This is a genomic window from Bradyrhizobium sp. MI1.7, assembly GCF_055811795.1.
Window position 1 is genome coordinate 45,903 of record NZ_JBVVPO010000030.1, and the last position, 15,785, is coordinate 61,687.

The 15,785-nt window shown below is 60.3% G+C and carries 15 protein-coding genes and 1 tRNA gene; 12 read left to right on the plus strand and 4 right to left on the minus strand.

Annotated features, from left to right (window positions below; all coding sequences use genetic code 11):
- The first annotated feature begins 18 nt into the window (after nt 1-18).
- The 5 genes from mnmA to AC0L3X_RS25265 all read left to right on the plus strand — a co-directional run bounded on the left by mnmA (nt 19) and on the right by AC0L3X_RS25265 (nt 3,290).
- Nucleotides 19-1,200: a tRNA 2-thiouridine(34) synthase MnmA gene (mnmA, locus tag AC0L3X_RS25245; protein WP_354132284.1), complete on the plus strand. Its 1,182-nt coding sequence runs from the start codon at nt 19-21 to the stop codon at nt 1,198-1,200.
- Between the two features lie 21 nt (nt 1,201-1,221).
- Nucleotides 1,222-1,860 (plus strand): class I SAM-dependent methyltransferase, encoded by a 639-nt coding sequence (locus AC0L3X_RS25250; RefSeq protein WP_063981205.1) that lies wholly within the window; start codon nt 1,222-1,224, stop codon nt 1,858-1,860.
- 187 nt (nt 1,861-2,047) lie between these two features.
- A complete protein-coding gene (locus tag AC0L3X_RS25255) occupies nt 2,048-2,413 on the plus strand; it encodes a hypothetical protein (RefSeq protein WP_063981206.1) in 366 nt (121 codons plus the stop codon).
- A 244-nt stretch (nt 2,414-2,657) separates the two neighbouring features.
- Nucleotides 2,658-2,734 (plus strand) — tRNA-Met (locus AC0L3X_RS25260).
- A 238-nt stretch (nt 2,735-2,972) separates the two neighbouring features.
- Nucleotides 2,973-3,290 carry a hypothetical protein gene (locus AC0L3X_RS25265; protein WP_063981207.1) on the plus strand — a complete coding sequence of 106 codons (318 nt, stop codon included), beginning with the start codon at nt 2,973-2,975 and terminating at the stop codon, nt 3,288-3,290.
- A 222-nt stretch (nt 3,291-3,512) separates the two neighbouring features.
- Here the strand turns inward: AC0L3X_RS25265 and AC0L3X_RS25270 are convergent, their stop codons facing one another.
- Nucleotides 3,513-5,315: a flavin-containing monooxygenase gene (locus AC0L3X_RS25270; protein ID WP_283017542.1), complete on the minus strand. Its 1,803-nt coding sequence runs from the start codon at nt 5,313-5,315 to the stop codon at nt 3,513-3,515.
- Between the two features lie 374 nt (nt 5,316-5,689).
- Between AC0L3X_RS25270 and AC0L3X_RS25275 the strand changes: the two genes are divergently transcribed.
- On the plus strand, nt 5,690-6,067 hold the full coding sequence (locus tag AC0L3X_RS25275) for a hypothetical protein (protein WP_063981209.1): 378 nt from the start codon (nt 5,690-5,692) through the stop codon (nt 6,065-6,067).
- A gap of 551 nt (nt 6,068-6,618) precedes the next feature.
- Here AC0L3X_RS25275 and AC0L3X_RS25280 read toward each other — a convergent pair.
- Complete coding sequence (locus AC0L3X_RS25280) at nt 6,619-6,906, minus strand: PilZ domain-containing protein (RefSeq protein ID WP_084794970.1); 288 nt, start codon at nt 6,904-6,906, stop codon at nt 6,619-6,621.
- Nucleotides 6,907-7,097: 191 nt separating this feature from the next.
- Here AC0L3X_RS25280 and AC0L3X_RS25285 point away from each other — a divergent pair, with 191 nt between their 5' ends.
- Nucleotides 7,098-7,313 (plus strand): hypothetical protein, encoded by a 216-nt coding sequence (locus AC0L3X_RS25285; RefSeq protein WP_063981210.1) that lies wholly within the window; start codon nt 7,098-7,100, stop codon nt 7,311-7,313.
- Between the two features lie 701 nt (nt 7,314-8,014).
- On the opposite strand, the gene AC0L3X_RS25290 is transcribed toward AC0L3X_RS25285, so the two are convergent.
- Nucleotides 8,015-8,437, minus strand: a complete 423-nt coding sequence (locus tag AC0L3X_RS25290) for a hypothetical protein (protein WP_084795334.1) — start codon at nt 8,435-8,437, stop codon at nt 8,015-8,017.
- Between the two features lie 780 nt (nt 8,438-9,217).
- Between AC0L3X_RS25290 and AC0L3X_RS25295 the strand changes: the two genes are divergently transcribed.
- Entirely contained in the window at nt 9,218-11,788 is a 2,571-nt protein-coding gene (locus tag AC0L3X_RS25295) for an ATP-binding protein (protein ID WP_283017541.1), read from the plus strand.
- Here AC0L3X_RS25295 and AC0L3X_RS25300 read toward each other — a convergent pair.
- Nucleotides 11,785-11,961 carry a hypothetical protein gene (locus tag AC0L3X_RS25300; RefSeq protein WP_354096131.1) on the minus strand — a complete coding sequence of 59 codons (177 nt, stop codon included), beginning with the start codon at nt 11,959-11,961 and terminating at the stop codon, nt 11,785-11,787. The genes AC0L3X_RS25295 and AC0L3X_RS25300 overlap by 4 nt on opposite strands.
- 249 nt (nt 11,962-12,210) lie before the next feature.
- Between AC0L3X_RS25300 and AC0L3X_RS25305 the strand changes: the two genes are divergently transcribed.
- From AC0L3X_RS25305 to AC0L3X_RS25320, 4 genes are all read left to right on the plus strand, one after another.
- Complete coding sequence (locus tag AC0L3X_RS25305) at nt 12,211-13,557, plus strand: ABC transporter substrate-binding protein (RefSeq protein ID WP_063981213.1); 1,347 nt, start codon at nt 12,211-12,213, stop codon at nt 13,555-13,557.
- Nucleotides 13,558-13,660: 103 nt separating this feature from the next.
- Complete coding sequence (locus AC0L3X_RS25310) at nt 13,661-14,620, plus strand: carbohydrate ABC transporter permease (protein WP_014492573.1); 960 nt, start codon at nt 13,661-13,663, stop codon at nt 14,618-14,620.
- Nucleotides 14,617-15,570, plus strand: a complete 954-nt coding sequence (locus AC0L3X_RS25315; protein WP_028150087.1) for a carbohydrate ABC transporter permease — start codon at nt 14,617-14,619, stop codon at nt 15,568-15,570. Before AC0L3X_RS25310 ends, AC0L3X_RS25315 begins: the two co-directional genes overlap by 4 nt.
- Nucleotides 15,567-15,779, plus strand: coding sequence for a hypothetical protein (locus AC0L3X_RS25320; RefSeq protein ID WP_063981214.1), 213 nt, complete (start codon nt 15,567-15,569; stop codon nt 15,777-15,779). The genes AC0L3X_RS25315 and AC0L3X_RS25320 overlap by 4 nt, the downstream gene beginning before the upstream one ends.
- The last annotated feature ends 6 nt before the right edge of the window (nt 15,780-15,785 follow it).

Below are 15,785 nucleotides of genomic sequence, written 5' to 3' on the forward strand. Positions count from 1 at the left end.
CACAACGCTTTAAGGCCCATGCTGAACAGTCTGGATCTCGAAGGCCGTCCTGAGGACACCAGGGTCGTCGTTGCCATGTCGGGCGGCGTCGATTCCTCGACGACGGCTGCGCTGCTCAAGGCCGAGGGCTATGACGTCGTCGGCATCACGCTGCAGCTCTACGACCATGGCGCGGCGACCCATCGCAAGGGCGCCTGCTGCGCCGGCCAGGACATCCACGACGCCCGCGACGTCGCCGCCAAGCTCGGCATTCCCCATTACGTGCTCGACTACGAGGATCGCTTTCGCGAGTCCGTCATCGACAATTTCGCCGACTCTTACGCGCTCGGCGAGACGCCGGTGCCGTGCATCGAGTGCAACCGCTCGGTCAAGTTCCGCGACCTCCTGAAGACCGCGCGCGAGCTCGGCGCGCAGGCGCTCGCCACCGGCCATTACGTCGCCTCGCGCCGCCGCGACGACGGCTCGCGCGCGCTGGCCTGCGCGGCCGACAGCGATCGCGACCAGAGCTACTTCCTGTTCGCGACCACGCAGGAGCAGCTCGACTTCCTGCGCTTCCCGCTCGGCGACATGACCAAGCCCGAGACGCGCGAGCTCGCGCGCCGCTTCGGTCTCGCGGTTGCCGACAAGCACGACAGCCAGGACATCTGCTTCGTGCCGACCGGCCGCTATACCGACATCATCACCCGCCTGCGTCCGAACGCGATGGACCCCGGCGACATCGTCGATCTCGACGGCCGCGTGCTCGGCCGGCACAACGGCATCGCCAATTTCACCGTCGGCCAGCGCCGCGGCCTCGGCATCGCGGCTCACGCACCGCTGTTCGTGGTGCGGCTGGATGCTCCGGGCCGCCGCGTCGTCGTCGGCCCGCGCGATGCGCTGAAGATGCACCGCATCGTGCTGCGCGACGTCAACTGGATCGGCGACGGCGACATCGACCGCGCCATCGGCGCCGGCCTCGAGATGTTCGTGCGCGTCCGCTCGACCCGCAGCCCGCAGCCGGCCTGGCTGCGCGGCGGCAACGGCCATTACGAAGTCGAGCTCGTCGCCGGCGAGGAGGGCGTCTCGCCCGGCCAGGCCTGCGTGTTCTACGACGCGCCTTCGGGCCAGGCGCGCGTGCTCGGTGGCGGCTTCATCCAGAGCGCCGCCGCGAAAGTCGCAACGAGCACTGCGAGGCCGCTGGTGGAAGCGGTACGCGGCTAGAAAATTTCCGGGGCAGGGGGCATGGCAGCAGACATCTCGCGGGCCGGGGTCGAGAAGGCCTATGGCCGCTGGGCGCCGGTCTACGATCTCGTGTTCGGCAAGGTCTTTGACGCCGGACGGCAGTCGACCATCGCGGAGGCCGACCGCATCGGCGGCCGCATCCTCGACGTCGGCGTCGGCACAGGGCTTTCGCTCTCCGACTATTCGCGCACCACGAAGATCTGCGGCGTCGACATCTCCGAGCCGATGCTGCGCAAGGCGCAGGCGCGCGTGCGTGCACTGCGGCTCAGCAATGTCGAAGTGCTCTCGGTGATGGACGCCAAGAACCTCGCCTTCCCCGAAAACTTCTTCGATGCGGTTGTGGCGCAATATGTCATCACCGCCGTGCCCGATCCCGAAGGCACGCTCGACGAGTTCGTGCGCGTGCTCAAGCCTGGCGGCGAACTGATCCTCGTCAATCACATCGGCGCCGAGAGCGGCCCGCGCAAATTGTTCGAGCTCGCCTTCGCCCCCATCGCCCGCCGCCTCGGCTGGCGGCCGGAATTCCCGTGGGACCGCCTCGTCAACTGGGCCGCCAGGCACCGCGGCGTCACGCTCGCCGAGCGCCGTCCGATGCCGCCGATGGGGCACTTTTCGCTGATCCGCTACGTCAAATCGTGAGCGTGATTTGCGGGGATCGTGCTGTCAGTCGGCACTGTCTCCGCAAAACGCGACCTCATCCCGAGGAGCCCGCCAGCGGCGGGCGCCTCGAAGGATCGGCCGCAGGGAAACCGCCAGCCAATTTCCAGCGCTTCAATTCGCCGTGCGTCGGCCGGAACCTCCGCATGGCCGGAGACGTTTCCCTCCCATGCGCACGACATCAAACATCATCCTGGCCAGCCTCCTGATCGCCGCCTCAGGCAGCGCGATCGCGCAGGCCCCGCCGCGACCTGCAACGCCGCCGCAAGCGACCGCGCCGCCATCGGCCCAGCACGCCGCCAATTGCATGCCGCAGGACCGCCCGAACCGCGCCACCGCGCCCGACGGCACCACCACCACCGGCCAATCCCGGGAACCGCTCGGCGACAAACTGGCCAAATCCGACGGCGTGCTCTGCCCGCCCTCGGGCGTGGACCCTGACATGCACGCCCCGGCCCCTTCTACGGACGGCGCCATGCCGGTCATCCCACCCCCCGGTAGTCCTGGCGGCGACCCGACGGTCAGGCCGAAATAGGCTGATTCTTCCTTCGCCTCTCCCCGCTTGCGGGGAGAGGCCGGAGCGCATCGAAGATGCGATCCGGGTGAGGGGGACTCTCCACGAGTCCGGTGCCGAAAAATTGCAGATTCTGGTGCCAAATTCGGCACAAACGGCCTTGTCCCGCCAAAAGCTTTAGCGAAGGCGGATTGACAGCCCGCCGCCCCCTTCCTTATATGCCGCGCGTTCGCGAGATCGGCCGTTCCGCCGCTCGCGACCCTGTGGCGGGGTAGCTCAGCTGGTTAGAGCACGGGAATCATAATCCTGGGGTCGGGGGTTCGAGTCCCTCTCCCGCTACCATCTTTCCCCACACCCCTTTGACTTGGTTTGGGAAAGCTTTTTCCCCCAACAGGGCGTTTAACCGGCCTGATATCTCCACCGTTACGCCACCGATGCGTGATGGATCTCGGAACATGGTGACAGTGTCGATCAGGTCTCTGATGGCTTCGGCGGCCTCTCCGTCGCCCGAACTGATACCCTTCGTTAGCGCCTCCTCGAGCCGACCTAGCTGTTCTTCATATCGCTTGAGAATAGTTGGATGCAGCGCGACCTCTTTTGCGGCCGGCGGTTCACTCCGCAACTCTTCAGATATTCGCTCGCGTTCGGCGCCGAGGGCGGTCGATCGCGGACCGAGAATGGATCGATCGCCGTGCCCTTTTGCGATCGCATCCACCAGTCGTTCGATTTCTCGATTCAACTGTCTAAGCGGTTGTTCGAGGCGCTGCCTTTTTCCATTCGATGTGATTGCGAGGCGCTTTCGCTCTTCGAGATAAGTACGCACGTACTCCGCAATAACTTTCGGCGCGCTCAATTCAGCCCGCAAACCACTGAGAACTGCGCTCTCAACCGTGTCTAAATAGAAGGTCCAATTCCACTGGCGGGGGGAATTCTCTCAGAACCGGTGACCTCCCTGTCACCAGCTTCGATGACGCCCGGAGAGTGCGAAGGCACTTGGCCTAACCATTCCCGAGCGCTTTCTGCTGCGCGCTGACAAGGCGGCCATTGCGCTGGTGAGTGTGGAGACCCGGAAATGGCATGGGGCTCGCAATCCGCGAGCCCCGCTGTGCGCTCGGCAATTTCAGGCCTTGTGATGGACAGTCTGCAGGCCGTAGACCGGCGTCGGGATGTTCTCGTAGCGCGCCTTCAACTGCAGGGAAAGGAATTGCGAGTAATGTCGCGACTGATGCAGATTGCCGCCGTGGAACCATAGGCCTTCCTGCTGCGTCGGCTTCCACATGTTGCGCTGCTCACCTTCCCATGGGCCGGGGTCCTTTGTCGTATTCGAACCGAGGCCCCAGACCTTGCCGACTTTGTCGGCCATTTCCGGACTCACGAGATCGGCGACAAAGCCGTTCATCGAGCTATAGCCGGTGGCATAGACGATCACGTCTGCTGGCAATTCCTTGCCGTTGTCGAGCCTGACGCCGTTGGGCGTGATTTCCTCGACCTGTCCAGCGAACAGCTTGATTTTGCCGTCAATGATAAGCTGTGAGGCGCCGACGTCGATGTAATAGCCCGAGCCGCGGCGCAGATATTTCATGAATAGCCCGGAATCGTCGTCACCGAAGTCGAGCCTGAAGCCGGCCTTCTCCAGCCCGGCATAGAAAGCGGCGTCGTCCTGACGGATCTTGTCGTAGACCGGCTTTTGAAACTGATTCAAGATCCGGTAGGGCAGTGAAGCGAAGATCAGATCGGCCTTTGCCGTCGTCATTCCGCCGCGGACGGCGCGTTCGGAATAAAGATCGCCGATACTCTCCATCAGCGAATCCGAGCGCACAATGTGCGTCGTTGAACGCTGCACCATCGTTACGTCGACGCCGGCCTCGTACAGCGCAGCGCAGATGTCATGGGCCGAATTGTTCGAGCCGATCACCGCCACCTTCTTGTTCTTGCCTTTGTAGCCGCCGGAGCCGGGATGGCGTGAGGAATGGTGTTGCTCGCCCTTGAACGTTTCCATGCCTTTGATTTTCGGCATGTTCGGCTTGGCCGACATGCCGGTCGCGAACACAAGTTGCCTGGGCCGCAGAGTAATCTCCTTGCCATCGCGTTCGACGATGACGGTCCATTCCTTCTTGGTGTCGTCCCAACTGGCGCGTTTGGCCGTGGTGTTCGACCAGTAGTTCAGCTCCATGACCTTGGTGTACATTTCCAGCCAATCGCCGATTTTGTCCTTGGGCGAGAACACAGGCCAGTTCTTGGGGAAATCGATGTAGGGCAAGTGATCGTACCAGACGGGGTCGTGCAGGCAGAGCGACTTGTAGCGGTTGCGCCAGGAATCGCCGGCGCGTGCGTTCTTTTCGACGATGATCGTCGGCACACCGAGCTGGCGCAGCCGCGCCCCGAGCGCAATGCCGCCCTGTCCGCCGCCGATAACAAGCACGTAGGGCTGGGTCTTGAAGCCGAGTTGCTCGACTTCCTCGTCACGCAGTTCCTTCCAGGTCTTGGCGCCGGGATTGACGCCATGCCTGGCGCCGAGCGGTCGGCTGAAGCCAGCCTTTTCCTCATGGGCCTTCAGTTCGGCCATGGTTGTCAAGAGCGTCCAGATCTGACCGTTCTGCAGGCGGATGAGTCCATATCCGCGCGCGACCTCGGTCCCGAACGTGATCCAAGATTCGGTCACGCCGCCGGCCTCGGTTGGCGTTTCACCCTCGGCGATTTTCCAGTTGCGCGGCTTCAAATGCGCGAGGCAATGCGCGAGCATGTCGCGGACCTGATCGCGGCCTTCCATGGTCTTGATGTTCCAGGTGAAGGCAACGAGGTCGCGCCAGTAGCATTCCGGAGCGAACATTCCTACGGCGGCGTCGAGATCGCCTGCCGCAAGCGCAGCTTCAAACTTGTCGAGGAAAACCTGGACGCGCGCACTAAGTGTGGTGTCGAGCATCAATTCCTCCCGGGTGTTGTTTGCAATTTTTCTACGCAGGCAGCGTAACCTTACCCCAACCATCGCGGGAATCCAGACTCGCGCGGCAGGGTTCCCGGTCGGCTTCAGCGCCTCTCAGCGCTCGCCTGCAACAACGCCGCTTCGCCCACCGGCGATGGGGTAGACTAAGAGCTCTATTTGCTGCGGTGCATGCGTCCGGAATTTGGCCCGCAGGCTCCTGTAACGGAGGGGCAGAGCATGTCCGCTCTACCCCGGACAGCTCACGACCGCCATGATCCGGCGGACTGCAACCCGATGCCAGTCCCCCACTGAAATCAACGAAACTACTGCTCACCGATTCGCGCTAAGGTGCGGCATGATCCGGGAGATCAGCGATGCGATTGTCTAGCCTTGCCACTCTGGCGCTTGTCGCGGGAGCTTCCAGCCCAACTTATGTTTCTATCGTCCTGGCGGCTTCGGAATGTTCCAGATCAATGGAATTGGCGGATTGGGGCGAGAACTCGACCGGCGACATCAGCGTCGCGTCTGGGGACAGTTGCATCTTCCCGATCACGTTGCGCGGCGCGGCAAGTAGCTCGGAAATCTCGCAAAAGCCAGCACACGGCAAACTGAAGAAGCTCAACGTTGCGACTTACGAGTACAGGACGAGGGCCAGATACAAAGGAAGTGACACCTTTGCCATCAAAGCAACGGGCAAGGGGCCGAAGGCTTCTGGCACATCGGTCATCACAGTGCACGCGACGATCAAGTAGGCGGGTCGAGCATTGGCGTGACGCCGAGTTGATGCGTGTCGCGTGAGGGCAGGGAGCAATAAGCGTGCCTCAACCCGTCCGCGACGCTCCCAGAACAGCACCCGGTGGCGGATCGTGATCAGGGCCTGGTTGAGAACGTAAGCCAACAGCATCGGCGGAAGTGATTTGAAGGCAGGATCCGGAGTGGCCTCAATGCGATTGCGGTCTCGCGCGGGGATGCTCCATCCGCAACTCCGGAGCTGCTTAAGCGGGTTGGGCCCAGACGCAAACTTGGTTTTGCCGGTATTGCAGCTAAGCTGCTCTCCGCTATGCCCAGAAAGACCCAGCCTCAGAGAGTTGGTTTTCGTTGAGCCAGAGGAGTGCCTGACGAAGACTCAATGGGACCAGTCGCTCCCTACCAAGAGGCGGTGGGGCTCCATCTGTTAGATAGAGCATAAAGCCATCTTTGCTTCGGAAAAGTGCTTCTTTTGCCTCACAACATTCAAGGGACTCTACGTCAAGAGTAGGCAAGCTGCGCTGGACGATCAGCTCCATGTTTTGCAGCATGGCGCTCACGACGCAGACTTCCTCTTATCGTGGATGAAATGCACGCCAGCGGCTGGTCCATCCAACCAGACCAACTGACAGCCGCGAAATGCGAGGCCCGTTGACGATAGAACTAGGAAGAACTCTCGCGAGGTTAGGACGTCAGTCGAGCCCTCAACCTCTAGCTTTGCCCCCGTTGCCGAAATGTCTTTGAGAACGCAGACTCGGCTCCAAGTGCCAACCACAGCCATCAAGTTGACGGCGTGCTGATGGGCAAATTGAACACGGTCCGATTTTCTTCGACCAAAGGCCATGCGCGGCAAAAAAATAGAAGTATGAAATATCTGACGTAGAGCGTGTGCCCCAATGATTAACAAGAGTTAGCGATTCGCGCTTTGTAGCTCGACTAATCGCTAGCGAAAATTGGCGAACTTCAGTGAGACAGTGCGCGCCGCCAAAAACGGTAGGAGCCATCGCATCCTCTGGCGGAGCCAGGAGGCGAACGATGCGATCAGTCATTGCCATTGTTGTAACGGTCGGGGCGTCCTCGCCTGTGCTCGCCCTGACGCAGGGGGAGATTGAGGCCAAGTTACGTGCCGCGGGCTATTCGCAGATTCAGGAGGTCCCGAGCGGCAAGATCAAGACCTACCGAGCAATCAAGGAGGGTACGGAGCGGTCGCTCATCGTCGACAGCACCGGCAACATCAAGGAGCTTCGGTAGCGCTCTCGCTGGGTGGCCAGTGTTCGGTCAGGGACGCTGCCGAATACTCGCGCCAGGCGGCCCGCCTACCGTTTGTATCGGTTCACCTGGCGCACGGTCCAGCGGCGGGTGCGGTCTAGCGAGGCCTACCGTTCCGGGAGGTGCGTCGTTGCTGGCCGTACGAGTATCGAGGTGCTCTGACGTGATTGCCGATCCAATGGCGATGGCCAGAGCGATAGCAGATAGGAGTAAAGCTGCTCGATTCGGGTCCATCATTAGACCTCCGCGAAACGGCTCCATAGTGCCGGGATAACGCCGATCTGGTGATTTGGTTCTTAGGTTCGCCCACAAAGGTATCCGAACAACACTCGCGCAATTACGTGTTGGTCGGATAGCGAGGCACAACGATAACGATTGATCAAAAGTCGGAAGCGGTTTTGTGGGTCGACCGCGCAAAAGTGTTGCCCCGATTTGGAGTTAAGCGATGAGAAACGTACCGCATCCAACAATCACGACCCGTCACTCGCTGCTTCTTTCGACCGCTGCCCTTCTCGTTACGACGGCTGACGCGCCCGCAGACGGTCATCTTCGGAGAGCGGGGAGTATTCGAGGCAGTACATCGCCATTACGAGGCCATCGCGCGCCTTCTCGCCCCACTGACCAACCGTAGGGCTGAGGAGGTCGATCCGTCTTAGACCGAACCGATCTAAGATTCCGCCGACTTAAGCCGATCGTTTGCGATGGTTCTTGCGGTGTTTGCCTTGGGGGCGCCCGTGCGATCGCTCCAGTACTTTCGGCAGAGAAGCCGCCGCTGGAGGAGCTATTGGCGAGGCTTGCTCGACCTCAACCGGCTCGGCTGGGTCGGGGGGCCGTATGGCCGGCGTTGCACCCAAGGCAGCCCCCTCGAGTTTGGCAAGGAAGTCGCGTCCTTGGTTCGTGATAGTCCAAGCGCCGCGTTCGCGAGTGATGAGGCCTTGGCTGAACGCATCAAGATCCGGCGCAAGTTCAGCGAGACGCTTCATACGCAACGTCCATTCAGGGCCGCTCGTATAGAAAACCGCGAGATGCAGCTTGATAAGCTCAAGGTTTCCCCGGCCGTCTGGCTGCCCTGCCAAAATCTTCAATATGGAAAGCTGAAAACTCACGCGCGCCACTCGAACGCAACGACTCAATCCTTACAATCTATCGGTTCTGGCCAACGGCTCATAGATCGGCCGTCAAGCTTCTCGCGGAGATGCTTGCTCGGTAAGCCTAACCGCCAAGGTTAATCGTGCCTGGAGGGTCAAAGGCAGACTTCGACAAGATAAAGGCGCTTGTAACGGAACCGATCCAGGTGGCTCCTTCCGTTACCGAAACACATCCGCCGATTCGTTGGACCATAACTCCATCACCGCCAGCTTTTCCAGGATGGTTGGGCGATGAAGTACCGGCGCTTGCCGGTTCGCTGGCGCGGTCCAGATCGGATCTGTGATCGCCTGGCATTTCATGAGCGATCATGAGCAAGGCGGTGCTTTAAGCAAAGTAGGTTTGGTCTTACCGACGCAATACTCCGACGCCGCGGCGCGATCGCGCCCGACGCATTCGAACCGTCGTTCCACAGGTCGAAGTTACATCCGAGTTGCCGTTGGTCTCGGCAGATAGATGCGCGATGCCCGCTCAAAAAAACAGTACCAAGATTGTCGATTGTGGCTGTACCACCGCGCGATGTCATGGCGCTCACGAGTAGGGCGGGATTGCAGGGGCGAACATGCAACATGTGTCATTTGAAAGCGGGTGCGGATGAAAGCTCGCGCCGCCGCGCATGTTCAACGAGCGGTCACTCGTGGTTCTCACGATCGTGATTGGAATAACGAACGCCTATAAGCGTATGGCCATTGGGATTGAAATGCACAGCAAGCTCCGGGACGATTTGAATACGGCAGAGAATGACCATCTTGTCGCGCCTGTTGGCGCTTGTCGCAGTCGCGTTATTGCCCGCTATCTCGATTCAGGCGTACAACGAAGTTAACCTTCGACGCGCGCGCCAAGTGGACGTACAGAATCAGGCGCTCGGTCTCGCTAAGCTCGCCGCCGAACAGCAGCAACAGATCGTTCAGGGCATTCGGCAGGTCCTGATTGCGCTGTCCGAACTCCCTGCGATAAAGGCGAAAGATAGCCAGGGGTGCAATGCGGCGATGGCAGGGATGAGGTCCCGGTTTCCGGCTTTCCTCACTTTCGTCGCGACCGATCTGAGTGGCCAGCCCTTCTGCGATACAAACACAGATCGCAAGCCGGTGAATGTCTCCGGGCGTCCCTACTTTGCGGACGCGTTGAAGACGGGCGCGTTTACGGTGGGACAATTCTCGATCGGTCTGTCCGTCGATCGGAAACTCATTCAGTTCGCGCTGCCTTTCTACGGAGATGATGGTCAGCCAGGGGGCGTCATCATTGCGCCTCTCGGCCTGGACTGGTTAGCGGACTACATCGCGCGCGCGGGTGTTCCGGCGGGAGACGCGCTGGCCATCACCGATCGCAACGGCACCTACCTTGCCCGCTATCCGGACAATGACCGATTTGTCGGTAAGAAATTGGTTCGCGTTGGTGATGAGAGGCAGTATGGCGACGGTCTCGCAGCCGACCTGGTTGATGTCGACGGCGTCGAGAGGATCGTGGGTTTCTCGACTCTCGGGCCCGATTCTGGGGGACTTCGCGTCAGCTTCGGCCTCGACAAGGCGAACGCCTTTGCCGAGATCCAGAGCCGGACCCGACACGACATCTTCCTCATCGCCCTCAGCGCCATGATGGTGCTGGGCCTGACGCTGCTCGGCGCCCGGCAATTCATCCATCGGCCGCTCGGACTATTAGTTGACGCCGCGAACCGATGGCGTCTCGGCGACTATGCTCGCCGTGTGAATATCCGCGGCAGTTCTGAAATCGCGGGCGTAGCCGGCGCCTTCAACACCATGGCCGATGCGCTGGATCGCCGCGAGCAGGAATTGTCCGATGCAAAAGAGAAGGCCGAGGACGCCGCGGCCCGGCTTACGATGCTCTTCGAAAGCACAACCGACAGCGTCGTGATCGTCGACCACGATTGGCGGATCAGCTTCTTCAACCAGAGGGCCTGGTCTCAGATCGCTCAGGGGCGTGATCTGATTGGAATGCACCTGCAGGCGTCGCTTCTGGATGCCGCCGATACGGGAATCGTCGAGCAGCTTCGGGAAGTCATGTCGGACCGCCGTCCGGTTTCGTTCGAAGCGCACTGTCCTCGTCGTGCCGCTTGGTATGCGATCAACGCGTTTCCTTCTGGCGAAGGGATCGCGATCTTCTTTCGAGACGTCACCGAGCAAAAGCATGCCGTGGAGGCGCGCCAGCGCATCGAGGAGCAGCTTCATCAGAGTCAGAAGATGGAGTCCGTCGGACAGCTCACGGGCGGTGTTGCCCATGACTTCAACAACCTGCTTGCCGTCGTTTCGGGAAACCTTGATCTCATCGAGCGCGCGGCAAATGACGGCAAGATCCGGCGCTTCGCCGCGACTGCGCGGCGTGCCGCCGACCGGGGGGCGAAGCTCACCGCACAGCTCCTCGCTTTCTCTCGACGGCAAAAGCTCAACCCTAAACTGATCAATGCCAACGAGCTGATCTCCAACTTCCAGGGGCTCGTCCGTCAGGCGGTCGGCGCAGAATGCGAGGTCAGGCTGAAGATCGACGAGCGATTGTGGCTCTGTCAGGTGGATCCATCCCTGCTGGAGACTGCCCTTCTCAATCTAGCGCTGAACGGCCGCGATGCGATGCCGGGCGGCGGAGTGCTCGAGATCGAGGCGCGGAACGTCGTTCTGGATCGGGAAGCCGTCGCTGGATGTCCGGCCGGATCATATGTGAGGCTGTCCGTCTCGGATACGGGGCAGGGGATGTCTCCCGAGGTGCGAGACCGGATTTTCGAGCCCTTCTTCACTACCAAGGAAGTTGGCAAGGGCACTGGCCTCGGTCTCAGCATGGTGTATGGCTTTGTCCGGCAATCCGGTGGCTATATTTCAGTCGAAAGTGCCCCTAACGCCGGCACCACGATCTCACTGTACCTGCCGAGAGCCAATCAGGAGGCTCGCGACGAGGTGGAAACTGAACAGACCCGGGCTATGCCGGGAGGCTCCGAGCGAATTCTTTTGGTCGAGGACAATGAAGATCTGTTGGAAGTCGTGTCTGCAATGCTGACGAGCTTTGGCTATCGGATTCGCCTTGCTCACAACGGTACCGAAGCCATCCGAATTCTCGACAGCGATCAGGGGTTCGATCTTCTGTTCAGCGATGTTGTCATGCCGAATGGTCCCAATGGCGTCGAGCTTGCTCGCGAAGCAAAGCGGCGGAACAGCAGGATCAAGATATTACTTACGTCGGGCTACGTGGGAGACGTGCTCGCGCGTCACGGGGCGACAGACGAGTTCCCGATTATTCACAAGCCCTTTGGCGTGGCCGAACTCGCTCAACGTCTGCATTCTCTTCTTCAGAAAGAAGATGTTTAGGCAGGCACGAAGCCAGACGGCATCGCCGTCCATAGCGACAATGCGTATTCGTCTCTAGAGCCAGCCATCTTACGGTTCTTGCGGATCAGGTCGAGGCAGCCGTGCTCGAACGCAAAGTCCCTGACGTAACTCAAGGTGGCGCAGATCGCATAGCCAGTACCGGTTGAGCGCATGGTTGCTGCCTCAATTTCGCGAGGGGCACCATGACCGAGCGACTTAAGAGCGTGCTTGCAATGTTTAGTATATAGTGTTTCACTAAACAAATCGAGCTTGGCTGAATCCCTAAGAATCCAGGCAGGCGCGAGGAAACGTCCGTTTAGTCGTTCAGCCCGTGAAGGACTGTATCGCTCTGCTCGAAGCATTCGAGCGGGTTGGAGAGTCGCGCCATGTCGATGGCCGGCCCCACTGGGAGGGAAAGCGTTATGAAACAGACAGTAAAGGCGCTTCTTACTACGTTCGGAGTTCTCGCATCCGCGCTCGGTGTCGGAGTGGGGACTACTCCTGCGCATGCGCAGGCCAAGACCATCACGCTGTGCTGGGCCGCGTGGGATCCTGCCAACGCCCTGGTCGAACTGTCGAAGGATTTCACCGCCAAGACCGGCGTCGGCATGAAGTTCGAGTTCGTGCCGTGGACCAACTATGCCGACCGCTTCCTGAACGAGCTCAATTCGCATGGCTCGCTGTGCGATCTCATCATCGGGGATTCGCAATGGATCGGGGGCGCCGCCGAGAACGGTCAGTACGTCAAGCTCAACGATTTCTTCACAAAGGAAGGAATCAGCATGGACGACTACATGCCGGCGACAGTGGTCGGCTATTCCGAGTGGCCGAAGAACAGCCCGAACTATTGGGCGCTGCCCGCCATGGGTGACGCGGTGGGCTGGACCTATCGCAAAGACTGGTTTGCGCGGCCTGAGATCCAGGCGGATTTCAAGGCCAAGTACGGCCGCGATCTCGCCGTGCCGAAGACGCTCGATGAACTGCGCGACATCGCAAAATTCTTCCAGGGCCGCGAGATCGACGGCAAGAAGGTCTATGGCGCTTCGATCTATACCGAGCGGGGCTCGGAAGGCATCACCATGGGCGTGTCGAACTACCTCTATGATTACGGCTTCCAGTATCAGGATCCGAAGAAGCCGTATTCAATGGACGGGTTCGTCAACTCGCCTGGCGCCGTGAAGGGGCTCGAGGCCTACAAGGAGCTCTACAAGTGCTGCACGCCCCCCGGCGCATCCAACTCCTACATGTCCGAAGGGCTTGATGCGTTCAAGTCGGGGCAAGTCGCGCTTCAGATGAACTTCTTCGCCTTCTTCCCGGGCCTCTACAAAGATCCGAACGTCGGTGGGGACAAGATCGGCTTCTTCAGCAATCCCGCCGGCCCCGCGACTCGGGCGACGCAGCTCGGCGGGCAGGGCATCTCGGTCGTTTCTTATTCCAAGAACCAGGCCGAGGCGCTGCAATATATCAAATGGTTCTCCGGTGGAGATGTGCAGAAGAAGTGGTGGGCGCTAGGCGGCTATTCCTGCGCCAAGTCAGTGTTGAACGATCCGGGCTTCCCGAACAGCGCGCCGTTTGCCGGCGAGTTTTTGAAGTCGATGGGAATGGTCGTCGACTTCTGGGCCGAGCCTTCCTATGCCCAACTCCTGCAAGCCGAACAGAAGCGCGTGCATGACTACGTGGTGGCGGACAAGGGCACCGCGCAGGAAGCGCTCGATGGCCTGGTCAAGGACTGGAAGGCGATCTTCAAGGAAGAAGGCAAGAAGTTCTAGGGCAAACGCCTGGAGCGCACGCCGAGCGCGCTCCAGGCTCTCTTCGGTAGAACCCGCAGGCGTCGCATAGTCGACAATCGCGACGCCAGGATTGACCAGGGCCATGAACGATTTGAGCACTTCGTCGCAGATCACCTACCGGGCCGTCCCGATCCGACCAGGCGTGATACGTCGTATCCGCGGCCTTTCGGACCAGGCGCTCGCATGGCTCTTCATCACGCCGACGATCGTGCTGCTGCTGGCGATCAATATCTTCCCGCTGGTATGGACGATCTACCTGTCATTTACCAACTACCGCGCCAATCGGCCGAACGCGCCGACGCTATGGCTGGGGACCGATTGGTACCAGTCGATCCTGACCGATCCGGATATCTGGGCGGCAATGCAGGTCACGGCGCATTTCGTGGTTTGGACCGTGCTGATCGAGACTGTGCTCGGATTCGGCCTTGCGTTCCTGATCGACAAGAAATTCCGTGGCCATGGCCTGTGGACCACGATCATTCTGTTGCCGATGATGCTCTCACCAGCGGTTGTCGGCAATTTCTGGACCTTCCTCTATCAGCCGCAGATCGGGCTGTTCAACTACGTGGTCGCCTTCTTCACGGGGCGCGGCGCTTCGTCGTTCCAGATGCTGGGAGACGTGACCCTCAGCCCGTGGGCCATCGTCATCGTCGACGCCTGGATGTGGACGCCTTACGTGATGCTGATTTGCCTGGCGGGGCTGCGGTCGATCCCGGATTACATTTATGAGGCAGCGGAGGTCGACCGCGCGTCGAATTGGCGGCAGTTCTGGTCGATCACGCTGCCGATGGCTCTGCCGTTCATCATGCTCGCGGTGCTCTTTCGCGGGATCGAGAATTTCAAGATGTTCGACATGGTCAACCTCCTGACCGGAGGAGGGCCGGGCTCGACCACGGAAGTCGCTTCGATCACACTGAAGCGCGCGGCCTTTGAGAGTTGGCGAACCGGCTATTCCTCGGCCTTCGCGATCATTCTGTTCGTGACAGTGTTTGGCCTTGCCAACATCTACGTCAAGGCGCTGAACCGGGTGAAAAGCAGATGAGCGCCTCAAATGCAGCCCACTCAGTCGTCGAACCGTCGACCGGCACTCGCCGCTTTGCCGGTCTGCTCGTCATACTCTATGCCATCATAACGATGGTTCCGCTGATATGGATCGTGCTCACCTCGTTCAAGTCGCCTGACGATGCGATCTCCTATCCGCCGAAGGTCCTCTTCAAGCCCTCCCTTGAAGGCTATTGCAATGTCTTCACAACACGCTCGCGTCAGACTCAGGAGTTTATCCAGACGCTGGGGCCGCCGCAGGGGCTTTGTGACAACATCGCGCGCAGCCGCAACATGGTTGTCGCCGGGCCGTCGAACTACGTGCCGCGCTTCATCAACTCGCTGATCATCGCCTTTGGCTCGACGGTGCTTGCCGTCGCGCTCGGTACGCTCTCGGCTTATGGTTTTTCGCGCTTCCGCGTGCCTCTCAAGGACGACCTCCTGTTCTTCATTCTGTCGACCAGAATGATGCCGCCAATCGCGGTCGCGATCCCGATCTACCTGATGTACCGGACCGTCGGGCTATCGGATACCCGTCTCGGGATGATCCTGCTCTACACTTCGGTGAACGTCTCGCTCGCTGTCTGGCTACTCAAGGGCTTCATCGACGAAATCCCGCGTGAATACGAAGAAGCGGCAATGATCGATGGCTATACGCGCTTTCAGGCGTTCGTGAAGGTGGTTCTACCGCAGGCGACGACGGGGATCGCGGCGACGGCGATTTTCTGCCTTATTTTTGCGTGGAACGAATACGCCTTTGCTGTGCTTCTGACCTCTGGCAACGCTCAGACCGCGCCCCCATTCATTCCGATCATCATTGGCGAAGGCGGCCAGGATTGGCCGGCCGTAGCCGCCGGCACGACGATCTTTCTTGTGCCGATCGTCGTGTTCACGGTGCTGCTTCGCAAGCATCTTCTGCGCGGGATTACCTTTGGGGCCGTTCGCAAATGAACCTTGATGTGAACACGTCAACGCCGAACGTTAACCTGACGAGCAGAATGTTGCGGCGCGGTCCGCTGGAGGCCATCGCGACGGCGATCATTGCCGCAGGCGTGGTCATGCTGATGCAGCCGTTTTTTCTGACGCTTTATTCCTGGTCTTTCGCGGTCACTCTCTTTGGGACGGTGATGTTCACGATCGTCTCGAAGGTCCGGGAGTAGCGCTCG

What these genes read in the sequence shown, in the direction of transcription:
- AC0L3X_RS25315 (WP_028150087.1), top strand. Translation starts at nt 14,617, where the DNA reads ATGAGCGCCTCAAATGCAGCCCACTCAGTCGTCGAACCGTCGACCGGC.
- AC0L3X_RS25280 (WP_084794970.1), bottom strand. Translation starts at nt 6,906, where the DNA reads ATGGCCTTTGGTCGAAGAAAATCGGACCGTGTTCAATTTGCCCATCAG.
- AC0L3X_RS25275 (WP_063981209.1), top strand. Translation starts at nt 5,690, where the DNA reads ATGCGATTGTCTAGCCTTGCCACTCTGGCGCTTGTCGCGGGAGCTTCC.
- AC0L3X_RS25270 (WP_283017542.1), bottom strand. Translation starts at nt 5,315, where the DNA reads ATGCTCGACACCACACTTAGTGCGCGCGTCCAGGTTTTCCTCGACAAG.
- AC0L3X_RS25320 (WP_063981214.1), top strand. Translation starts at nt 15,567, where the DNA reads ATGAACCTTGATGTGAACACGTCAACGCCGAACGTTAACCTGACGAGC.
- AC0L3X_RS25310 (WP_014492573.1), top strand. Translation starts at nt 13,661, where the DNA reads ATGAACGATTTGAGCACTTCGTCGCAGATCACCTACCGGGCCGTCCCG.
- AC0L3X_RS25295 (WP_283017541.1), top strand. Translation starts at nt 9,218, where the DNA reads ATGACCATCTTGTCGCGCCTGTTGGCGCTTGTCGCAGTCGCGTTATTG.
- AC0L3X_RS25250 (WP_063981205.1), top strand. Translation starts at nt 1,222, where the DNA reads ATGGCAGCAGACATCTCGCGGGCCGGGGTCGAGAAGGCCTATGGCCGC.
- AC0L3X_RS25305 (WP_063981213.1), top strand. Translation starts at nt 12,211, where the DNA reads ATGAAACAGACAGTAAAGGCGCTTCTTACTACGTTCGGAGTTCTCGCA.
- AC0L3X_RS25300 (WP_354096131.1), bottom strand. Translation starts at nt 11,961, where the DNA reads ATGCGCTCAACCGGTACTGGCTATGCGATCTGCGCCACCTTGAGTTAC.
- AC0L3X_RS25285 (WP_063981210.1), top strand. Translation starts at nt 7,098, where the DNA reads ATGCGATCAGTCATTGCCATTGTTGTAACGGTCGGGGCGTCCTCGCCT.
- AC0L3X_RS25265 (WP_063981207.1), top strand. Translation starts at nt 2,973, where the DNA reads ATGCAGCGCGACCTCTTTTGCGGCCGGCGGTTCACTCCGCAACTCTTC.
- AC0L3X_RS25255 (WP_063981206.1), top strand. Translation starts at nt 2,048, where the DNA reads ATGCGCACGACATCAAACATCATCCTGGCCAGCCTCCTGATCGCCGCC.
- mnmA (WP_354132284.1), top strand. Translation starts at nt 19, where the DNA reads ATGCTGAACAGTCTGGATCTCGAAGGCCGTCCTGAGGACACCAGGGTC.